The 17,254-nt window shown below is 67.6% G+C and carries 13 protein-coding genes and 1 pseudogene; 1 reads left to right on the top strand and 13 read right to left on the bottom strand.

The genetic code is table 11. The features are described 5' to 3' along the window. Positions 1-16 precede the first annotated feature (16 nt). The 11 genes and pseudogenes from DFO45_RS22820 to dnaK all read right to left on the bottom strand — a co-directional run. Positions 17-1,630: a sulfite reductase subunit alpha gene (locus DFO45_RS22820; RefSeq protein WP_133866671.1), complete on the bottom strand. Its 1,614-nt coding sequence runs from the start codon at positions 1,628-1,630 to the stop codon at positions 17-19. Then, entirely contained in the window at positions 1,627-3,399 is a 1,773-nt protein-coding gene (locus DFO45_RS22815) for a NirA family protein (protein WP_133866670.1), read from the bottom strand. Before DFO45_RS22815 ends, DFO45_RS22820 begins: the two co-directional genes overlap by 4 nt. Before the next feature lie 13 nt (positions 3,400-3,412). Beyond that, positions 3,413-4,615 (bottom strand): FAD-dependent oxidoreductase, encoded by a 1,203-nt coding sequence (locus tag DFO45_RS22810; RefSeq protein ID WP_133866669.1) that lies wholly within the window; start codon positions 4,613-4,615, stop codon positions 3,413-3,415. 36 nt (positions 4,616-4,651) lie between these two features. Continuing rightward, entirely contained in the window at positions 4,652-5,077 is a 426-nt protein-coding gene (locus DFO45_RS22805; protein ID WP_133866668.1) for a globin family protein, read from the bottom strand. 70 nt (positions 5,078-5,147) lie between these two features. Continuing rightward, positions 5,148-5,942, bottom strand: a complete 795-nt coding sequence (locus tag DFO45_RS22800; protein WP_012169215.1) for an ABC transporter ATP-binding protein — start codon at positions 5,940-5,942, stop codon at positions 5,148-5,150. 11 nt (positions 5,943-5,953) lie between these two features. After that, on the bottom strand, positions 5,954-6,862 hold the full coding sequence (gene ntrB, locus DFO45_RS22795; RefSeq protein WP_166657234.1) for a nitrate ABC transporter permease: 909 nt from the start codon (positions 6,860-6,862) through the stop codon (positions 5,954-5,956). A gap of 140 nt (positions 6,863-7,002) precedes the next feature. Beyond that, positions 7,003-8,256: a CmpA/NrtA family ABC transporter substrate-binding protein gene (locus DFO45_RS22790; protein WP_208299856.1), complete on the bottom strand. Its 1,254-nt coding sequence runs from the start codon at positions 8,254-8,256 to the stop codon at positions 7,003-7,005. A 464-nt stretch (positions 8,257-8,720) separates the two neighbouring features. After that, on the bottom strand, positions 8,721-9,560 hold the full coding sequence (locus DFO45_RS22785; RefSeq protein ID WP_133866666.1) for an isocitrate lyase/phosphoenolpyruvate mutase family protein: 840 nt from the start codon (positions 9,558-9,560) through the stop codon (positions 8,721-8,723). A 52-nt stretch (positions 9,561-9,612) separates the two neighbouring features. Next, entirely contained in the window at positions 9,613-10,626 is a 1,014-nt protein-coding gene (locus DFO45_RS22780; RefSeq protein WP_133866665.1) for a dienelactone hydrolase family protein, read from the bottom strand. 117 nt (positions 10,627-10,743) lie between these two features. After that, the gene (gene dnaJ, locus DFO45_RS22775; RefSeq protein ID WP_012169220.1) at positions 10,744-11,889 is read right to left on the bottom strand and encodes a molecular chaperone DnaJ; all 1,146 of its coding nucleotides are present in this window, start codon (positions 11,887-11,889) and stop codon (positions 10,744-10,746) included. A gap of 417 nt (positions 11,890-12,306) precedes the next feature. Next, positions 12,307-14,220: pseudogene (gene dnaK / locus DFO45_RS22770) on the bottom strand (molecular chaperone DnaK); the annotation flags it as partial. Positions 14,221-14,585: 365 nt separating this feature from the next. Here dnaK and DFO45_RS22765 point away from each other — a divergent pair. Next, on the top strand, positions 14,586-15,395 hold the full coding sequence (locus DFO45_RS22765; protein ID WP_133866664.1) for a hypothetical protein: 810 nt from the start codon (positions 14,586-14,588) through the stop codon (positions 15,393-15,395). A 77-nt stretch (positions 15,396-15,472) separates the two neighbouring features. Here DFO45_RS22765 and DFO45_RS22760 read toward each other — a convergent pair whose 3' ends face one another. Next, positions 15,473-16,609 (bottom strand): CmpA/NrtA family ABC transporter substrate-binding protein, encoded by a 1,137-nt coding sequence (locus DFO45_RS22760; protein ID WP_133866663.1) that lies wholly within the window; start codon positions 16,607-16,609, stop codon positions 15,473-15,475. Then, positions 16,606-17,196, bottom strand: a complete 591-nt coding sequence (locus DFO45_RS22755; protein ID WP_133866662.1) for an ANTAR domain-containing protein — start codon at positions 17,194-17,196, stop codon at positions 16,606-16,608. The genes DFO45_RS22760 and DFO45_RS22755 overlap by 4 nt, the downstream gene beginning before the upstream one ends. Between the last annotated feature and the right edge of the window lie 58 nt (positions 17,197-17,254).

Genomic DNA, 17,254 nt, shown 5'->3' with positions numbered 1-17,254 from the left:
TCCGGTTTTCCTGCGCTCAGTAGACGTCCGCCTGATAGCGGCCGGCCTTCTTCAGTTCCGCCACGAAGCGGGCACCGCCCTCGGCCCCGAGCCCGCCATGGGTGGCGGCCACATCCGCGACGGCGGCCTCCACATCCTTGGCCATGCGCTTGGCATCGCCGCAGACATAGAAATGCGCGCCTTCCTCGAACCACGCCCAGAGTTCGGGGCCGGCGGAGCGGATGCGGTCCTGTACATAGACCTTCTCCCCGCCCTCGCGGGACCATGCGGTGTCGAGGCGGGACAGCACGCCCGTGGCCTGCATGCCGGCGAGTTCCTCCTCATAGAAGAAATCGGTGGCGGAGCGCTGATGGCCGAAGAACAGCCAGTTCCGGCCCGGCGCCTTGGTGGCCATCCGCTCGTGCAGGAAGGCGCGGAAGGGGGCGATGCCCGTGCCGGGGCCGACCATGACGACGGGTCGCGCCGCATCCGCCGGCAGGCCGAAGCCGTGGGCCTTCTGCACATAGGCCTTCATCCGCGTGCCCGGCGCCACGCGCCCGCCGAGGAAGGTGGAGCACACGCCGAGCCGGGTACGGCCCTGATGGTCATAGCGCACCGCATCCACTGTCAGCGAGAGCCGGCCGGGGGTGGCGGCGGGGCTGGAAGAGATGGAGTAAAGGCGGGGCTGGAGCGGCTCCAGGCACTCCACGAAGGCCTCCGGGTCCGGCCGGATGCCGGGGAATTTCTCCAGCGCCGCCAGCACGTCGAGGGTCGCCGCATCGCCATCCGGGTCCTCGCCCGCCGCCAGTGCCTTCGCCTTGTCCTTACGGGCGCCGCCGGTGATGTAGGAGATGAGGGTGAAGAGCGTGTCGGGCGGGGATTTCAGGCACACCTCCTCGGTGAGCACCTGCTCCAGCGTCTTCTCGCCGATGGGGAAGTCGGCAGGGGCATGCAAAGCGGCGAGAACGTCCGCCACGAGGCCGGGATCATTGACCGGGAAGAGGCCGAAACTATCGCCCGCCTTGTAGTCGAGCCCCGAACTTTCGAGGTCGAAATCCACGTGCCACGTCTCCTTCTCGGAGCCGTCCTTGTTGAGGCGGAAGCGGCCGAGGAAAGTAACCTCGGCGGGATTGTCGCGCGTGCCTTTCGGCGCCGCGGAAGCCGGGACGGGTGCGGCCTCGGCGGCGGGCGCGGTGGGCGCCGCTGCGGGGGCGCCATCCAGCTCGGTGGCGAGCTGCTTCAACATCCGCAGCGTCTCCTTGCCGCCGGGGGCGCAGAGATTGAGCTTGGTCTCGGCGCCCGAGGCGAGGGCCTTGGAATAGCTCTCGCAGATATAGCCGCACTGGCCGCAGTCCTGCTGCGCCATGGCCGCCATCATCCGCCGGGCGAGCGGCTTGCCCTCCGCCAGCTTCATGCGTTCGTCGAGCGGCATCGAGGCATCATGCCAGGGCGCGCCGTCATCTTCCTCGGCGCTGGCGGGCGGGGCCATGAGCGCCGCGCCCTCGGCGGGAGACAGGACGGTGGCGCCGGCCGGCGCCTCGCCGGAGAAAATGCCGGCGAAGAAGCCGTTGAGCCAGGCCCGCTGCTCGGCCGAGAAGGGCGCGCTTTCCGGCAGGAAGGGCACCAGAGGGGTTCGCGTCTGGAGGGTCATTCGGCGCGCTCCATGGCGGTCTCGACGAGGGATTTCAGGGCGGCGGGCCCAAGGCGGCGGGTGAAGGCGGCGAAGGTCTCGCCCGGCAGCCTTTGCGCAGTCCAGCCGCTGAGCAGGCGCTCCACGAGGGCGGGTGCGTCTTCCGCCTTCACATTCTCGAACAGCTCCTGCGCGATGGCGGCCTCCGTGCCGAAACCGCCGCCCACCAACAGGTTGTAGCCGTCCACCGTGTCGCCATCCTCATTGATGGCCACGCGTGCGCCGATGAGGCCGATATCGCCGATATAATGCTGGGCGCAGGAATTGTGGCAGCCGGTGACATGGATGTTCACCGGGCTGTCCAGCGCCACGCGCGGGCCGCAATAAGCGGCGATGGCGCGCGCGGTGGCCTTGGTGTCCGCATTGCCGAAGCGGCAGCCGGCCGCCCCCGTGCAGGCGACGATGCCGGCCTGAAGCGCATCCGCATCCGCCGTGAGGCCGAGCGCGGTGATGGCGGCCTTCGCCTCCGTCACCCGTGCATCCGGCACGCCGGAAACGAGGACATTCTGCCAGACGGTGAGGCGCAGATCGCCATCCCCGAGGCTCTGGGCGATGTCCGCAAGGCCGCGCATCTGGACGACCGTCATGCGGCCCACGGGGACGCCGATGCCGATCCAGTTGAGCCCCGCCTGCTTCTGCGGCCGCACGCCGAGATGCGCCATGCGGTCCGCCTCCGGGCGCGGCTTCACGGCCTCCGCCGGCACGCGGACGAAGGGGGCGCCCAGCCGCTCTTCCACCTTCTTCAGGAAGCCGTCGAAGCCCAGCGCGTCGAGCACATATTTCAGGCGCGCCTTCTTGCGGTCGGTGCGGTCGCCGGTGTCGATGAAGACGCGGATGATGGCGTCCGCCACCTTCGTGGCGTCGGCGGGGGGCAGGATCACGCCGGTGTCGCGGGCGAAATCCTTGTGGCCGGTGATGCCGCCGAGCGCAAGGCGGAACCACACGCCGGGTTCGACGCCGAAGCCCTCCTTCACCTCCACGGCCTGGAAGCCGATGTCGTTGGTGTCCTCCAGCGCGCCGATCTGGCCGGCGCCGTCGAAGGCCACGTTGAACTTGCGCGGCAGGCCGTAGAGCGTGCGGGTGTTGAGGATGTGATGGTGCCACGCCTTGGCGTAGGGGCGGGTGTCCAGCAGCTCCTGCGGGTCGATGCCCGCGGTGGGCGTGCCGGTGACGTTGCGGATGTTGTCGCCGCCGGAGCCCTTGGCGGTGAGCCCCAGATCAACCAGCTTCTCCAGCAGGATCACGCCATCGGTGGCGGGGATCTCGCGGATCTGGAGATTGGCGCGCGTCGTCACGTCCGCATAGCCGCCGCCGTGGATTTCGGCGATGTCGGCAATGCCTCGGAACTGCCAGTGGGTGAGGATGCCGTTGGGCATCCTGAGGCGGCACATGAAGCTGTCCTGCGCGGGGGCCACATAGAACAGGCCGTGATACTTCCAGCGCAGGATGTCCGGCCCCTTGGGGTAGACGCCCTCGCGCGCGGCCTCTTCCATGCGGGGCCAGGCATCGAGGCCCATTTCCTCGCGCTTGGCCTTCTCCTCCGGGCAGAGCTTCCTGCCTTCCGCTTCCGTGCGCGCCATGGCCTTGAGGCTTGGCGCATCCGGGCCCGTGGGCTCGGCAGCGGCGGCGGGAGCGGCGCCGCCGGGCGCGCGGCCCGCGCGGGCCACCTGCGCGCCGGACATGAAGCCTTCCAGATAACGTTTCTGATCCACTGTAAAGTCGCCGCTCATGATGTCTCTCTCCTCACGCCGCCAACGCCGGTCGCCCGAAGGCGAGCGCGGCGCGCAGCGGCGCGATGGGGGTGCGGTTCGTGATGAGGTCGAGGAAATAGAGCCCATCGGCGGTGTCGCCGAAGAGCACGGCGCCGGCGAGCACGCCGTCGCGGATGAAGAGGCGGCGATAGATGCCATGGGCGCGGTCGCGCAGCACGATGTCCTGCGCCCCCTCGCCGGAGATGTCGCCGGCCGAGAAGACCGGCACGCCGGACACCTTGAGGTTCGTCGAAACGATGCTGCCTTCATAGGCGGCGGGCTTGCCTGCCAGATGCCGCGCGAGCACGCGCGCCTGCTCATAGGCGGGGGCGACGAGACCATAGGCCATGCCCCGGTGCTCGGCGCATTCGCCCAGCGCGAAGATGCCGGGATCGCTGGTGGCGAGATGATCATCCACCACCACGCCGCGATTGCAGGTGAGCCCCGCCGCGCGGGCAAGGTCCGCATTCGGGCGTACGCCGCAGGCCATCACCACCAGATCGGCGGGCAGCACCTCGCCATCCGCGAGCCGCAGGCCGGTGACGCGGCTGTCGCCTTCGATGGCGGCGCTATGGGCCAGAAGCCGCACGGTAACGCCGCGCGCTTCCACCGCCTGCCGCAGCAGGCCGGCGGCAGTGGCGTCGAGCTGGCGCTCCATCAGCCGGTCCATCAGATGGACGAGCGTCGTCGCGACGCCTGCGCCTGCGAGGCCGATGGCGGCTTCCAGCCCCAGGAGGCCGCCGCCGATCACTACGGCGCGCACGCCGGGCTTGGCCGCCGCGAGCAGAGCCGAAACATCCGCCAAATCGCGGAAGGTGGTAACGCCGGGCAGGTCGGCGCCCGGCAGCGGCAGGCGGATGGGGTGCGAGCCGGTGGCGAGTACCAGCCGGCTGAAGGGCAGGCGACGCCCATCCGCCAGCACCACGGCCCGGCTTTCCCGGTCGATGGAAGCGGCGGGCGTTCCATAGAGCAGGGTCACGCCCTGCTTCGCCCACCAACTGGCGGGCTTCATTTCAAGATCGGTGGCCGGCAGCTTGCCGGCGAGCACGTCGGAGAGCAGCACGCGATTATAGGCAAGGCCCGGCTCCGCTCCCACGACGGCGACGGAATAACGGCCGAGCCCGCAGGCCCCGAGCTCCTCGCAGAGCTTGGTGGCGGCCATGCCGTTGCCGATGATGACGAGAGGCTCGCTCACGTGCGCATTCCGTTGCTGGGGATCATGGGCCTCAGATCATTCCGCCGGGACGGCAGCGCCCTCGGCCGCCTCGATCATTACGCCGGAGAGCAGCCCATAGGCCTCCGCCCAAGCGGCCTTCACCTCGGGCGTGAAGTCGGGGCCAAGGCCCTGTTCCAGCGTCCAGAGGAGAGCGGCGCCGACCGGGGCATAGTGTTCGCGCGTCACGCCATAGGCGACGTGGCGGCGGGCCAGCGCCTGCGCGGCCGGCACGATGGTCTCAAGCTTGGAGAGGCCGTTCACCACGACGGAGAGGGTGCCCATCAGCTTCTTCCCCTGCTCCGAGATGTCGCCCTTGAAGAGGGGCTTCACCTCCGGCGCGATCTCGAACAGCCGGCCATAGAACAGGCCGGCTGCGGTCTCGGCGATGGGCGCCACCTTGGCGAAAGAGGACTGCACCAGTTCCACTTGGCTCGGGGTCATGACAGGCTCCTGGCTGGGCGGGTTCCGGATGGGGCTAAGGGGCCGGAGCGGTGCCGCACCGGCCGCGCAATCAGGCGGCCTCGACGAAGCGGTGGCGCTCGTGGAGGAATTTCAGCACCGCCTCGCGGGCCTTGAGGTAGGTGGGATTGGCCACCAGTTCGAGGCGCTTGCGCGGGCGCGGCAGGCCGACCTCCAGCACCTCGCCGATGCGGGCGGAGGGGCCGTTGGTCATCATCACGATGCGGTCGGAGAGCAGCACGGCCTCGTCCACATCGTGGGTGATCATGAGGATGGTGTTGCCCAGCGTGGCGTGGATCTGCATCACGCTGTCCTGCAGATGGGCGCGGGTGAGCGCGTCCAGCGCGCCGAAAGGCTCGTCCAGCAGCAGCACCTTGGGCTCCATGGCGAGCGCCCGGGCGATGCCCACGCGCTGCTTCATGCCGCCGGAGACCTCAGAGGGGCGCTTGTCCCGCGCGTGGCCCATCTGCACCAGCTCGAGATTGTGCATGGTCCAGTCGTGCCGCTCGGCCCGCGAGCGGGTGCCGGAGAACACCTTGTCCACCGCGAGGCGCACGTTGTCATAGACCGTGAGCCAGGGCAGCAGGGAGTGGTTCTGAAACACCACGGCGCGGTCCGGGCCGGGGCTGTTGACCTCCCGCCCATCAAGGATCACGCCGCCGCTCGTGGCGGGAGTAAGGCCCGCCACGATGTTGAGCAGCGTGGACTTGCCGCAGCCCGAATGGCCGATGATGGAGATGTATTCGCCCTTGGCGATGTCCAGCGAGACCTCGCGCAGCACCTCGGTGGTGGCGGCGCCGCGGGTGAAGGTCTTGCCGATCTGGCTGAGCTCGAGATAGGCGGGCATGGGGATCTCCTTCAGGACGCCGCGGTGCCGCGGGTGACGATGCCGGCGACACCGGCCACGAGACGGTCGAGAACGAAGCCCACCACGCCGATGTAGACGAGGGCGACGATGATGTCGGGCAGGCGGGAGGAGTTCCACGCATCCCAGATGAAGAAGCCGATGCCGACGCCGCCGGTGAGCATCTCCGCCGCCACGATGGCGAGCCAGGACAGGCCGACGCCGATGCGCAGGCCGGTGAAGATGTAGGGCGCCGCCGAGGGCAGCATGATCTTCCAGAAGAATTCCAGCGGGTTCAGCCGCAGCACCTGTGCCACGTTCCGATAGTCCTGCGGGATGTTCCGGATGCCCACCGCCGTGTTGATGATGATGGGCCAGATGGAGGTGATGAAGATCACGAAGATGGCCGAGGGGTTGCTGTCGCGGAAGGCGGCGAGCGCCAGCGGCAGCCAGGCGAGCGGCGGCACCGTGCGCAGCATCTGGAAGATGGGATCAAGCCCGCGCATGGCCCAGACCGACTGGCCGATGAGCGCCCCGGTGAGCACGCCCACAACGGCGGCGAGGCCGAAGCCCACCGCCACGCGCTGGAGCGACACGAGAACGCGCAGGCCGAGGCCAATATCCTGCGGGCCGGCGATGAAGAAGGGATCGACGATCAGATCCTTGCTGTCGGTCCAGATGCGGCTCGGCGGGGGCAGGGTCGCCCCGGCGCCGCGGCACAGCAGTTCCCACAGTAGCAGCAGCAGGGCTGTGACGATGAGCGGTGGTAGCACGCTCACTGCGAACCAGCGTGCGGCGGCCATGAGGCGGGCGGAGACGGGCGGACGCGACCGCTTCAGGCGGACGACCTGCGCGACGCTCGCAGGCGTGGCGGCTTCGGGACGCCGCTGCGGCTCGGCCTCTTTGAGGGCGGTGACGGACATGGCGGGCTCCTCAGGCAACGGAACAGGGGGCACAACGGCCGCCAAACAGGTGAGTCATGCCCGGGCTTGTCCCGGCCATGACCATCGCGAGGGACGGCGCTGAACGTGAGGTCAGTTCGCGCGCGCAGAGGGTCGCCATCTCAGACCTCCACCCGCTTGATGCCGAGGCTCTTCAGATAAGCGGTGGGATTGGCCGGGTCGAAGCTCTTGCCGTCGAAGAAGGTCTCCACGCCGCGCGAGGTGGAGGTGGGAATTTCGGCCGCCGGCACGTTCAGTTCCCTGGCGGCGGCGCGCCACAGGTCCTCGCGGTTCACCTTGTCCACCAGGGCCTTGATGTCGGTGGTGGGTTCGAACTTGCCCCAGCGGATGTCCTCGGTGATGAACCAGGCGTCGTGGCTCTTGAAGGGATAGGAGGCGTTGGCCTGCCAGAACTTCATGTACTGGTCGGAGCCCTTCACCACGCGGCCGTTGCCGTAATTGATGTCGCCGATGGTGCGGCCGTAGATGTCGGCGACAGGCACGTTGAACCACTGCCGCTTGCCGACGATCTCGGACATCTCCTTCTTGTTTTCCATTTTGTCGCACCACTGCTGGGCTTCCAGCACGGCCATGAGGATGGCCTTGGTGGCGTTGGGGTTCTTGTCCACGAAGTCGGCGCGCATCCCGAGCGCCTTTTCGGGATGGTTCTTCCAGATCTCGCCGGTGGTGCAGGCGGTGTAGCCGATGCCCTGGTTGACCAGCTGCTCATTCCACGGCTCGCCCACGCAGAAGGCATCCATGTTGCCCACCTTCATGTTCGCTACCATCTGGGGCGGCGGAACCACGATGGTGGAGACGTCCTTGTCCGGGTCGATGCCGGCGGCGGCGAGCCAGTACCGGATCCAGAGGTCGTGCGTGCCACCGGGGAAGGTCATGGCGACCTTCACTTCCTTGCCCTCGGCCTTCTTCTTCTCGAAGGCGGCCTTGAGCGCCGAGGCGTTGGCGGTGGCCTTCAGGTCCTTGTATTCGTTGGAAACGGAGATGGCCTGCGCATCGAGATTGAGACGCGCGAGGATGTACATGGGCGTCGGCGCGTTGTTCTGCGTCACCTTGCCGGTGGAGATGAGGTAGGGCATCGGAGTGAGGATGTGCGCCCCGTCGATGCCGTTGGCGCCGCCGCCGAGCACGAGATTGTCGCGGGTGGCGCCCCAGGAGGCCTGCTTCACCACCTCCACGTCCGGCACGCCATGTTTGGCGAACAGCCCCTTCTCCTTGGCGATCACCAGCGGAGAGGCGTCCATGAGCGCGATGTAGCCGAGGACGGCCTTGGTGGTTTCCGGCGCCGCCGCATGCGCGGAGGGCACGCCGCCGGGGAAGACCGTCCGCACCGCCTCGAACAGTGCCGCCGTGCCCATGGCCGCGACGCCGCCCTTGAGCAGCGAACGGCGCGAGACGCCCTCGTGCGCGGTCCCCTCGGGGGCAGCCGAAGACGCCGTCGGAGAGGGGGCGGCGGGCGACACAACGGACAGCGCAACGGACTTGGGCTCGGAGGCGTCGGTCATCTTCAGGTTCCCCTCGTGGTGGCGTCGGTGGGCAAAAACGAAAAAAAAGCCGCAGACATCCGCACGGCGCGGTTGGCGCCATCGGTGTCAGCGGCTTTGCTGCGGTCCCGCCCTTGGGACGAAATTTGGGAAGCGCCATCCCCGTTGACGGCGCACGCCCTTCCTTATTCAAGGGGCGTGCCAACCGGGGCGTGTGACGAAGGTTTTGGAATCGCTAGAGAATGCGAAAGATCAAAAAAAGAGCATGATGTCCTGATGGGCAGTGATCTGGCGGCGGGGTGAGCAACTGCCTCAGGATTGTGCGGTGCACCGGTGGCTCAGGAGCGCTCGGGGCGGGTTTCCGACATGAGAGCGATAATCTCCTTTCCCGGCAGCGCTTCGGCGGCATAGCTGAAGGTGCCCAGCATCCGCACCTCCTGCGCCGCCCGCATCAGGGCGCCGAGCGCGGCCCGCGCGAAGGAGCCGCCGACGCTCACCCGGCGCACGCCGGCCGCCGAGAGTTCGGCGACGGAATAGGAGGGGCCGCGCAGCCCCATCACCACATTCACCGGCTTGTCCACGGCGGCGCAGACGGTGCGGATCGCCTCGAGGTCCGGCAGGCCGGGGGCATAGAGCACATGCGCGCCGGCGGCGGAAAAGGCCTGGAGCCGGCGGATGGTGTCATCGAGATCCGGCCGGCCGCACAGGAAGTTCTCGGCCCGCGCCGTCAGCAGGAAGGGCAGGTCGCGCGCCGCCTCGGCTGCGGACTGCACGCGCTCGACCGCGTGCGCCAGATCATAGATGGGCGTCGCGGGATCGCCCGTTGCATCCTCGATGGAGCCGCCCACGAGGCCGATGGCGCAGGCGAGGCGGATCGTTTCCGCGCAGGCTTCTGGCGCCGCGCCGAAGCCGTCCTCCAGATCAGCCGAGACGGGCAGGTGGGTGGCGCGGACGATCTCGGAAGCATTCTCCAGAATCTCGCCCCGCGTCAGGCTCGCGGCGGAATCCCGCTTGCCCTTGGAGAAGGCGTAGCCGGCGCTGGTGGTGGCCAGCGCCTCGAAGCCGAGGCTGGCGAGAAGGCGCGCCGAGCCGGCATCCCACGGATTGGGGATGACGAAGGCCTGGGCCTGCTGGTGCAGCGCCTTGAAGCGCTCGAACTTGGCAATCTGCTCGGACACGCCGGTCTCCAGCGGAACGGGAAAGGGGAGGTGGGGGGCTCCGCCCGTGGTCTCAGGGCTTCAGCTTGAACTGGGTCGCGAGGAAAGCGCCGACGTCCTTGTGGGCGGCGGCCGCCGCCTCGGCATTGCCGCCCACATGCGGGCCCAGCTGGACGCAGGCGTCCTTGTAGGTGAAGGGCTGGCCGGTGGCGGCGTTGGTGAGCACGCCCGGTTCCGTCTCGCGGATGGTGCAGGCCCGCACCGTCTGGGAGGTGGGCGCCTCCACGCGCCCGATCGGGAAGGGAGTGTCGAAGCCGTGCTCGGCACCGGCATATTCTTTCACCACCACATCCCGGCCGGCGGCCTTCAGGCGCGCCACATAGGGCTGGCACACGGACACCGGATCATAATCGTCCGCCGCGCCGTGGAAGATGCGGATGGGCACGCCAGCCACGTCCGTCTCGCCCATGAAGCTGATGGCGCAGTCGGGATAGAAGGGCACATAAGCGGCGAACGTCACGCCCGAGCGGTTCCACATCTTCTGGAAGCGGTCGAGGCTCGCATAGAGCGCCGCCTGCCCGCCGCGGGAGAAGCCCATCAGGGCGATGCGGCTGGTATCGATGCGCGGGTGCTTCGCGAGGATGTCCAGCGCCCGGTAGATGTCGAGAATGAAGTTGAGCCGCCCGAGCTTGGCCTGGTCGGAACTGACCGAGGTGAGGCCGCGGCCGGTGAAGCCATCGATGACGAGCGTCGCCATGCCCATGGCGTTGAACTGCTCCACCCACGGCTCGATGTTGGCACCGACGCCGCCCGAGCCGTGCATGAGCACCACGACGGGTTGCTTGCCGGACGCCTGCGAGAGCCGCAGCTCCGCCGCCAGCGTCACCGGCTGGCCGGTTTCCTCGCCCTTCAGGAAGGCGCTGTCGGGCAGGGTGCGGGAGGGGAAGGGGTGAAGCTCCACCCGCGCGGGAATGCTCGCCGGATCGGAGGTCGCCGGGCTTTGCGCCGGGCCGGGGCCTTGGGCCCGCGCCGCCACGGGCAGGCTCAGGAGCAGGGCGGCGACGAGACCGGCTGGCAGCAGTTTCATGGGGCACCCGATTCGCGATGGACCGGGCGTAGCATGTCAGCCAAAGCGGCTGCTGTCAGGTTTAGTGCACTGCAAAACAAGCATTTTTCGACGGCGGCGGCCCGAAGGGCGAGCCGCTCAGTCGTTGTCGCTGCTGGCGCCCTGGAAGAAGTCCTTCATCTTGGCGAAGAAGCCGTTGGATTCCGGATGGGTGTCCGTGGAGGAGAGGCCCTCGAACTCGGCGAGCAGTTCCTTCTGGCGCTTCGTGAGGTTCTGCGGCGTTTCCACCACCACCTGCACATACATGTCACCGAAGGAGCGCGAGCGCAGCACGGGCATCCCCGCTCCGGGCAGGCGCAGGCGCTTGCCGGACTGGGTGCCCTCGGGGATCTTCACCTTGGTCTTCTCGCCGCCGATGGTCGGCACTTCCACCGTGCCGCCGAGCGCCGCCGTCACCATGGAGATGGGCGCGCGGCAATAAAGGTCCGCCCCTTCCCGCTGGAAGAAGGTGTGCGGCTCGATGGAGAGGAAGATGTAGAGGTCGCCGGGCGGTCCGCCGCGGACGCCCGCCTCGCCCTCGCCGCCGAGACGGATGCGGGTGCCGTCTTCCACGCCCGCCGGGATCTGCACCTGAAGCGTGCGCTCGCGCGTCACACGGCCGGCGCCGCCGCAGTTCGGGCAGGGGTCCTCGATCACGGTGCCACGGCCCTGGCACGAGGGGCAGGTGCGCTCCAGCGTGAAGAAGCCCTGGGCATGGCGGATCTTGCCGGCGCCATTGCAGGTGCGGCAGGTCTTGGGCTGGGTGCCGGCCTTGGCGCCGGAGCCCGAGCACACCTCGCAGGAGATGGACGTGGGGATGCTGATCTGGGCGGTCTTGCCGGAGAAGGCTTCCTCCAGCGTGATGTCCATATTGTAGCGCAGGTCCGCCCCGCGCGCCCGGCCGCCGGCGCTGCGGGCGCCGCTGCGGCCCATGGAGCCGCCGAACAGGTCGTCGAAAATGTCGGCAAAGGTGGAGGCGAAGTCGGCGTTGAAGCCCGCGCCGCCCGGCCCACCACCATTCTCGAAGGCGGCATGGCCATAGCGGTCGTAGGCGCCGCGCTTCTGCGGGTCCTTCAGGACCTCATAGGCCTCGGAGATTTCCTTGAAGCGGATTTCGGCTTCCGGGTCGCCCGGATTCTTGTCCGGGTGCCACTTCATCGCCAGCTTGCGGAACGAGGCCTTCAGCACCGTTTCATCGGCACCGCGATCACAGCCCAGCACCTCGTAATAGTCACGCTTCGCCATGGTCTCGCTTTTCCGTCGCCCGCGAGGCGTAGCCATCCGGGCTCATCAGGTCCGAAAGAGCGCATGCCCGTCGAACGGGTCCTGAACAGCGCCTCGAAATCTCTTGTGCCGCATCGGCCTTGCGCGGGCACCGCAGCGTCCGTGCCGTCCCGCTGGCGCCCGACGACCCCGCCGGGACCGCGCCCGCCACCGGACGTCCTCTAAACGCAACCGCGGCACAAGGAAAGATCACGGGCGCATCCGCCACCCAAAGGGGCGACACGATCGGGAGGCCTTGCGCCGGCGCCGCTCGCCCGCGATTGGGGCCCCCTTCTGCCGCAGTCCGGGCAGCATCTTCGGCACAATCACAGCGCCACCCCGCACATGGGCGGGGTGGCGAAAGACAGGCCCGGCGGCAGCGCCGCCGGGAGCGTCCGCTCAGGCGGACTTCTTCTTGTCGTCGTCGACCTCGGTGAACTCGGCGTCCACCACGTCGTCCTTCTTGGCCGCGCCGGGCTGCTCGCCGCCCTGCTGGGCCGAGTACATGGCCTCGCCGAGCTTCAGGGACGCCTGGGCCAGAGCCTGGGTCTTGGCCTGGATGGCCTCCGCATCCTCGGTGGTGAGGGCGGTCTTCAGCTCGCCAAGGGCGCTTTCGATGGCGCCCTTCTCGGCCGCGCCGACCTTGTCGCCGTGCTCGGAGAGGGCCTTCTCGGTGGAGTGGACCAGAGCCTCGCCGTGGTTCTTGGCTTCCGCCAGCGCCCGGCGCTTCTTGTCATCCGCCGCATGGCTCTCGGCGTCCTTCACCATCTTCTCGATGTCGGCGTCATTGAGACCGCCCGAGGCCTGGATCCGGATCTGCTGCTCCTTGCCGGTGCCCTTGTCCTTGGCGGACACCTGCACGATGCCGTTGGCGTCGATGTCGAAGGTGACTTCGATCTGGGGCACGCCACGCGGCGCCGGCGGGATGCCGACGAGGTCGAACTGGCCGAGGATCTTGTTGTCCGCGGCCATCTCGCGCTCACCCTGGAAGACGCGGATGGTCACGGCCGTCTGGCCGTCCTCAGCGGTGGAGAAGACCTGGCTCTTCTTGGTCGGGATGGTCGTGTTGCGGTCGATGAGCCGGGTGAACACCCCGCCCAGCGTCTCGATGCCCAGCGACAGCGGGGTCACGTCGAGCAGCAGCACGTCCTTCACGTCGCCCTGGAGCACGCCGGCCTGGATGGCGGCGCCGATGGCGACCACTTCATCCGGGTTGACGCCCTTGTGGGGCTCCTTGCCGAAGAACTGCTTCACCATCTCCTGGACCTTCGGCATGCGGGTCATGCCGCCGACCAGAACCACCTCGTCGATCTGACCGGCGGAGAGGCCCGCATCCTTCAGCGCGAGCCGGCAGGGCTCCATGGTGCGCTGGATGAGGTCTTCCACCAGCGCCTCGAACTTGGCGCGGGTCAGCTTCATGGTCAGGTGCTTGGGGCCCGACGCATCGGCGGTGATGAAGGGCAGGTTGATCTCGGTCTGGGTCGCGGACGACAGCTCGATCTTGGCCTTCTCGGCCGCTTCCTTCAGGCGCTGAAGGGCGAGCTTGTCGTTGCGCAGGTCGATGCCCTGCTCCTTCTTGAACTCATCCGCCAGGTAGTTCACCAGGCGCATGTCGAAGTCCTCGCCGCCGAGGAAGGTGTCGCCGTTGGTGGACTTCACCTCGAACACGCCGTCGCCGATCTCGAGCACGGACACGTCGAAGGTGCCGCCGCCGAGGTCATAGACCGCGATGGTGCCGGAATTCTTCTTGTCGAGGCCATAGGCGAGCGCGGCCGCCGTGGGCTCGTTGATGATGCGCAGGACTTCGAGACCGGCGATGCGGCCGGCGTCCTTGGTGGCCTGACGCTGGGCGTCGTTGAAGTAGGCCGGAACGGTGATGACCGCCTTCTCGACCTTCTCGCCGAGGAACGACTCCGCCGTCTCCTTCATCTTCTGCAGGATGAAGGCGGAGATCTGCGAGGGCGAGTACTTCTTGCCGTCGGACTCGACCCAGGCGTCGCCATTGTCGGCGCGCACGACCTTGTAGGGAACGAGCTTCTTGTCCTTCTCGACGGTCGGATCGTCATAGCGGCGGCCGATGAGGCGCTTCACCGCGAAGAAGGTGCGCTCGGGATTGGTGACGCCCTGGCGCTTGGCCGGCTGGCCGACCAGACGCTCGCCATCTTCCGTGAAGGCGACGATGGACGGCGTGGTGCGCGCGCCTTCGGCGTTCTCGATGACTTTTGGGCTGGCGCCTTCCATCACCGCGACGCAGGAATTGGTTGTGCCGAGGTCGATGCCGATGATCTTGGACATATACTTCTCCTTGTCGGCAGACCGGCCGGGCCTTTTTCAGCGCCCGCGGGGGAAACCACGGGCCCCTCCCGCAGCCTTCCGCCGGTCCCCGGAAATTGGGGTACGTCGCATCCTCAAACTGAATACGGCGTTCGAGGCCGATATAGGAGGGGGGTTCTGGCGCCGCAAGGCGTCGCGCGCCTAGTCGCGACGCTTTTTCACGATATGGAGAGGCGGCTGAGACTTCGCCCCCGGAAGCTGCCGGCGCTGGCCGCCCGACCAGACCTCACGCAGCCTGCCACGCCTCAGCGGGTCTCTGTGACGAAAGCTACTCAGGATTGTTCGGTAATTCGTCATCATCCATGGGTTGCTGCCCTTGGGTGGCGAATGCCAGGAGAGATCCGATGCGTCACAACCTTCTGTCCGCCGTCACTCTTGCTGCTGCCCTGATTGCGGCTCCTGCCGTGTGTTTCGCAGACTATGCAATGGTCCTCACCTCGACGCTCTGCCAGAACCAGTATGACGCGATGAACGTGGTCTGGGCTCGGACCCATCCTGCGGGACCGGGAACGCAGAAGCTCTTCTATTTCGACGGCACCAATTTCACCGCCGTCGGCCATACCGCGACATTTGACAGCCTGTCAGAGGTGGTTGTCTCCGCCCACGGTAACAAAGGGTCGATCGGGCCGAAGTCTGCGGCCGACTTCGCGACAGCCTTTTTGGACAAACACGCTGCCACGCCGAATTCGGTGACACTGCTCACCTGTTATTCGGCCACGGGCTCGACCGGAAAAAGCGTGATGGGTGCGCTGGCGGCGAAATATCCGTCGGCCGGTTCCGCGGGCACGTTGGTCGCCAACCTTTACGGTTCCAAGGTTTGCAGCGCCTTGCGCAAGCCTGCGTCCGGGACTGCCGCTGTGATCTCTGAGGCGATCTATTACGACGGGGTTGTTAGTAGCGAGGAGGGAAAAAAGATCGTAACCGCACTGGTCGATGACTGGAATAAGAAGATTTATCCGGGATTGGGTGGCAAGGATCAGACGTTCGCAAGCTATTGCACTGCCGTCCTGAGCGACGTGACGGCCCTTCCGGACTTTATTACGGCGGTGGATGGCCAATACGGAGTCCGCTATCTCGAACTGATCAACGACAATGGCGGAGGCTCCTCACAGACCCGATGCGGCGCGGCCGAGCCGGCAAAGGTCTGCGACTAGAGCGCGATTCACCGAGCCCGTTGAAACCCAGGCGTTTCAATGGGCTCGGATACGGCTCTAAGCCGACTTCCCTTGGCTTATTCCCCCGTTGCCAGGAAGCGCTCCTTGTCGAAAACGGGGCCGAACTGGGTGGCCACGCAATCCGGTTCGCGCGGCGGGGAGGGGGGCGCCGCTCCCACCGCCGCATCAAAGATGTCGGGCCGGTAGACCGAGATGGCTTCCCTTGCGGCATCCGGCGCCCAGTCGCCCTGATGGGCGGCGACGATCTGGTGATACATCCACAGCGCATGGTCCGGATCGGGGCGGTTGGCGCCCTCCCGGTGGAGGACCAGATAGTCCGGATGTGACCGCTGCACGCCGCCGGGGGCGGTGTGCAGGCGCCCGTCGAGGGTCCGGCGCAGGATGTCGGCGGGCAAGGAGAGGTGGCGCGGCTCGCTGAGCAGGCGGGCGAGGTCGGCGTGGTTGGCCGGGTCCTCGCACCAGGCGGCGGCGGCATTCAGCGCCCGCACCAGCCGGTGCAGAACTTCGGGCTCCGCATTGGCGAAGCGCGCATGGACGCCCAGCACCTTCTCCGGCACCCAGCCGAAGATCTCCGCCCCCAGCACCGCGATGCGGCCCACGTCCGCATCCACCGCCACGCTGTTCCAGGGCGAGCCCACCGAGAAGCCGTGGATGAGGCCGTTGCGCAGGCTCTCGGCCATGAAGGGCGGGGGGATCACCACGAGCCGCACGTCCCGGTCCGGGTCGATGCCGCCGGCGGTGAGGAAATGGCGGATGAGATAATGGTGGGTGGAGAAGGTATAGACCGCCGCGAAGGTGAGCGGGTCCTCGCCGCGCTCCCTGCGGTCGATCACCACCTTGCCCAGCGCCTGCGCCGCCCCAAGGGCGGAGGTGAGATCGCCGCCCGTCTCGCCCATGGCGGCATAGACGGATTTCGCGATGGTGATGGCGCTGCCGTTGAGGTTGAGCGCGAAGGGCACCACCAGGGGCACCCGCACGTGGCCGAGGCCGAGCGAGGAGGCGATGGCGAGCGGACCCAGCATATGGGCACCGTCCAGCAGGCCCACATTCACCTTGTCGCGGATGTTGGCCCAGGAGACTTCCTTGTGCAGCTCGATCTCGATGCCCTCGGCCATGGCGAAGCCGCGTTCGGCGGCGGCGATCAGCACGGCGGCGTCGGTGAGGGGGATGAAGCCGATGGACAGCCGTTTCATCGCAGCAGCTCCGCGGCGGTGATGATGGATTGGGCGATGTCGGCGATGCGCTTCTTCTCGTTCATCGCGGTGCGGCGCAGGAGGCTGTAGGCGTCTTCCTCGCTGATGCCCTTCATTTTCATGAGCAGGCCTTTGGCCCGGTCCACCGTCTTGCGCTCCTCGAGCTGGCTTTTGGCCTCCTCCAGCTCCGCCTTCAGCCGGGCGAAGGCGCGGAAGCGGGAGATGGTGGTCTCCACGATGGGCCGCACCCGCTCCTTGCGCAGGCCGTCCACCACATAGGAGGCGACGCCGGCCTCAATGGCCTGCTGGATGGTCTCCCCGTCCGACTGGTCCACGAACATGGCGACGGGGCGCTTCACCTCGCGGGAGACGTGCAGCATCTGCTCGATGACGTCGCGGCTCGGGTCCTCAAGGTCGATGAGGATCACGTCCGGATCGATGGCATAGATGCGTTCGAGAATGTTGGTGCGGCCTTCGAGGCGCAGCACATTCACATAGCCAGCCTCATGCAGCCCCTCGCTGAGGATCGCGGCCCGCACCGGACTTTCATCGACGATGACGATCCTGAGCTGAAGGTCGCTGGACATGAAGCTCTTGGGGCTGACGAAGCACGAAACGCAACGGCGCCAGTGTGCACGCACTCGG

This window comes from Azorhizobium sp. AG788 (assembly GCF_004364705.1).
Lineage (GTDB): Bacteria > Pseudomonadota > Alphaproteobacteria > Rhizobiales > Xanthobacteraceae > Azorhizobium > Azorhizobium caulinodans.
The sequence above is the reverse complement of the archived record's forward strand: the minus strand, read 5'-3'. Positions and strand labels throughout refer to the sequence as shown.

Excerpts from the sequence above, each read along its gene's own strand:
- DFO45_RS22820 (WP_133866671.1), bottom strand. The coding sequence starts at position 1,630 with ATGACCCTCCAGACGCGAACCCCTCTGGTGCCCTTCCTGCCGGAAAGC.
- DFO45_RS22815 (WP_133866670.1), bottom strand. The coding sequence starts at position 3,399 with ATGAGCGGCGACTTTACAGTGGATCAGAAACGTTATCTGGAAGGCTTC.
- DFO45_RS22805 (WP_133866668.1), bottom strand. The coding sequence starts at position 5,077 with ATGACCCCGAGCCAAGTGGAACTGGTGCAGTCCTCTTTCGCCAAGGTG.
- DFO45_RS22800 (WP_012169215.1), bottom strand. The coding sequence starts at position 5,942 with ATGCCCGCCTATCTCGAGCTCAGCCAGATCGGCAAGACCTTCACCCGC.
- ntrB (WP_166657234.1), bottom strand. The coding sequence starts at position 6,862 with ATGTCCGTCACCGCCCTCAAAGAGGCCGAGCCGCAGCGGCGTCCCGAA.
- DFO45_RS22790 (WP_208299856.1), bottom strand. The coding sequence starts at position 8,256 with ATGGGCACGGCGGCACTGTTCGAGGCGGTGCGGACGGTCTTCCCCGGC.
- DFO45_RS22780 (WP_133866665.1), bottom strand. The coding sequence starts at position 10,626 with ATGAAACTGCTGCCAGCCGGTCTCGTCGCCGCCCTGCTCCTGAGCCTG.
- dnaJ (WP_012169220.1), bottom strand. The coding sequence starts at position 11,889 with ATGGCGAAGCGTGACTATTACGAGGTGCTGGGCTGTGATCGCGGTGCC.
- DFO45_RS22765 (WP_133866664.1), top strand. The coding sequence starts at position 14,586 with ATGCGTCACAACCTTCTGTCCGCCGTCACTCTTGCTGCTGCCCTGATT.
- DFO45_RS22760 (WP_133866663.1), bottom strand. The coding sequence starts at position 16,609 with ATGAAACGGCTGTCCATCGGCTTCATCCCCCTCACCGACGCCGCCGTG.
- DFO45_RS22755 (WP_133866662.1), bottom strand. The coding sequence starts at position 17,196 with ATGTCCAGCGACCTTCAGCTCAGGATCGTCATCGTCGATGAAAGTCCG.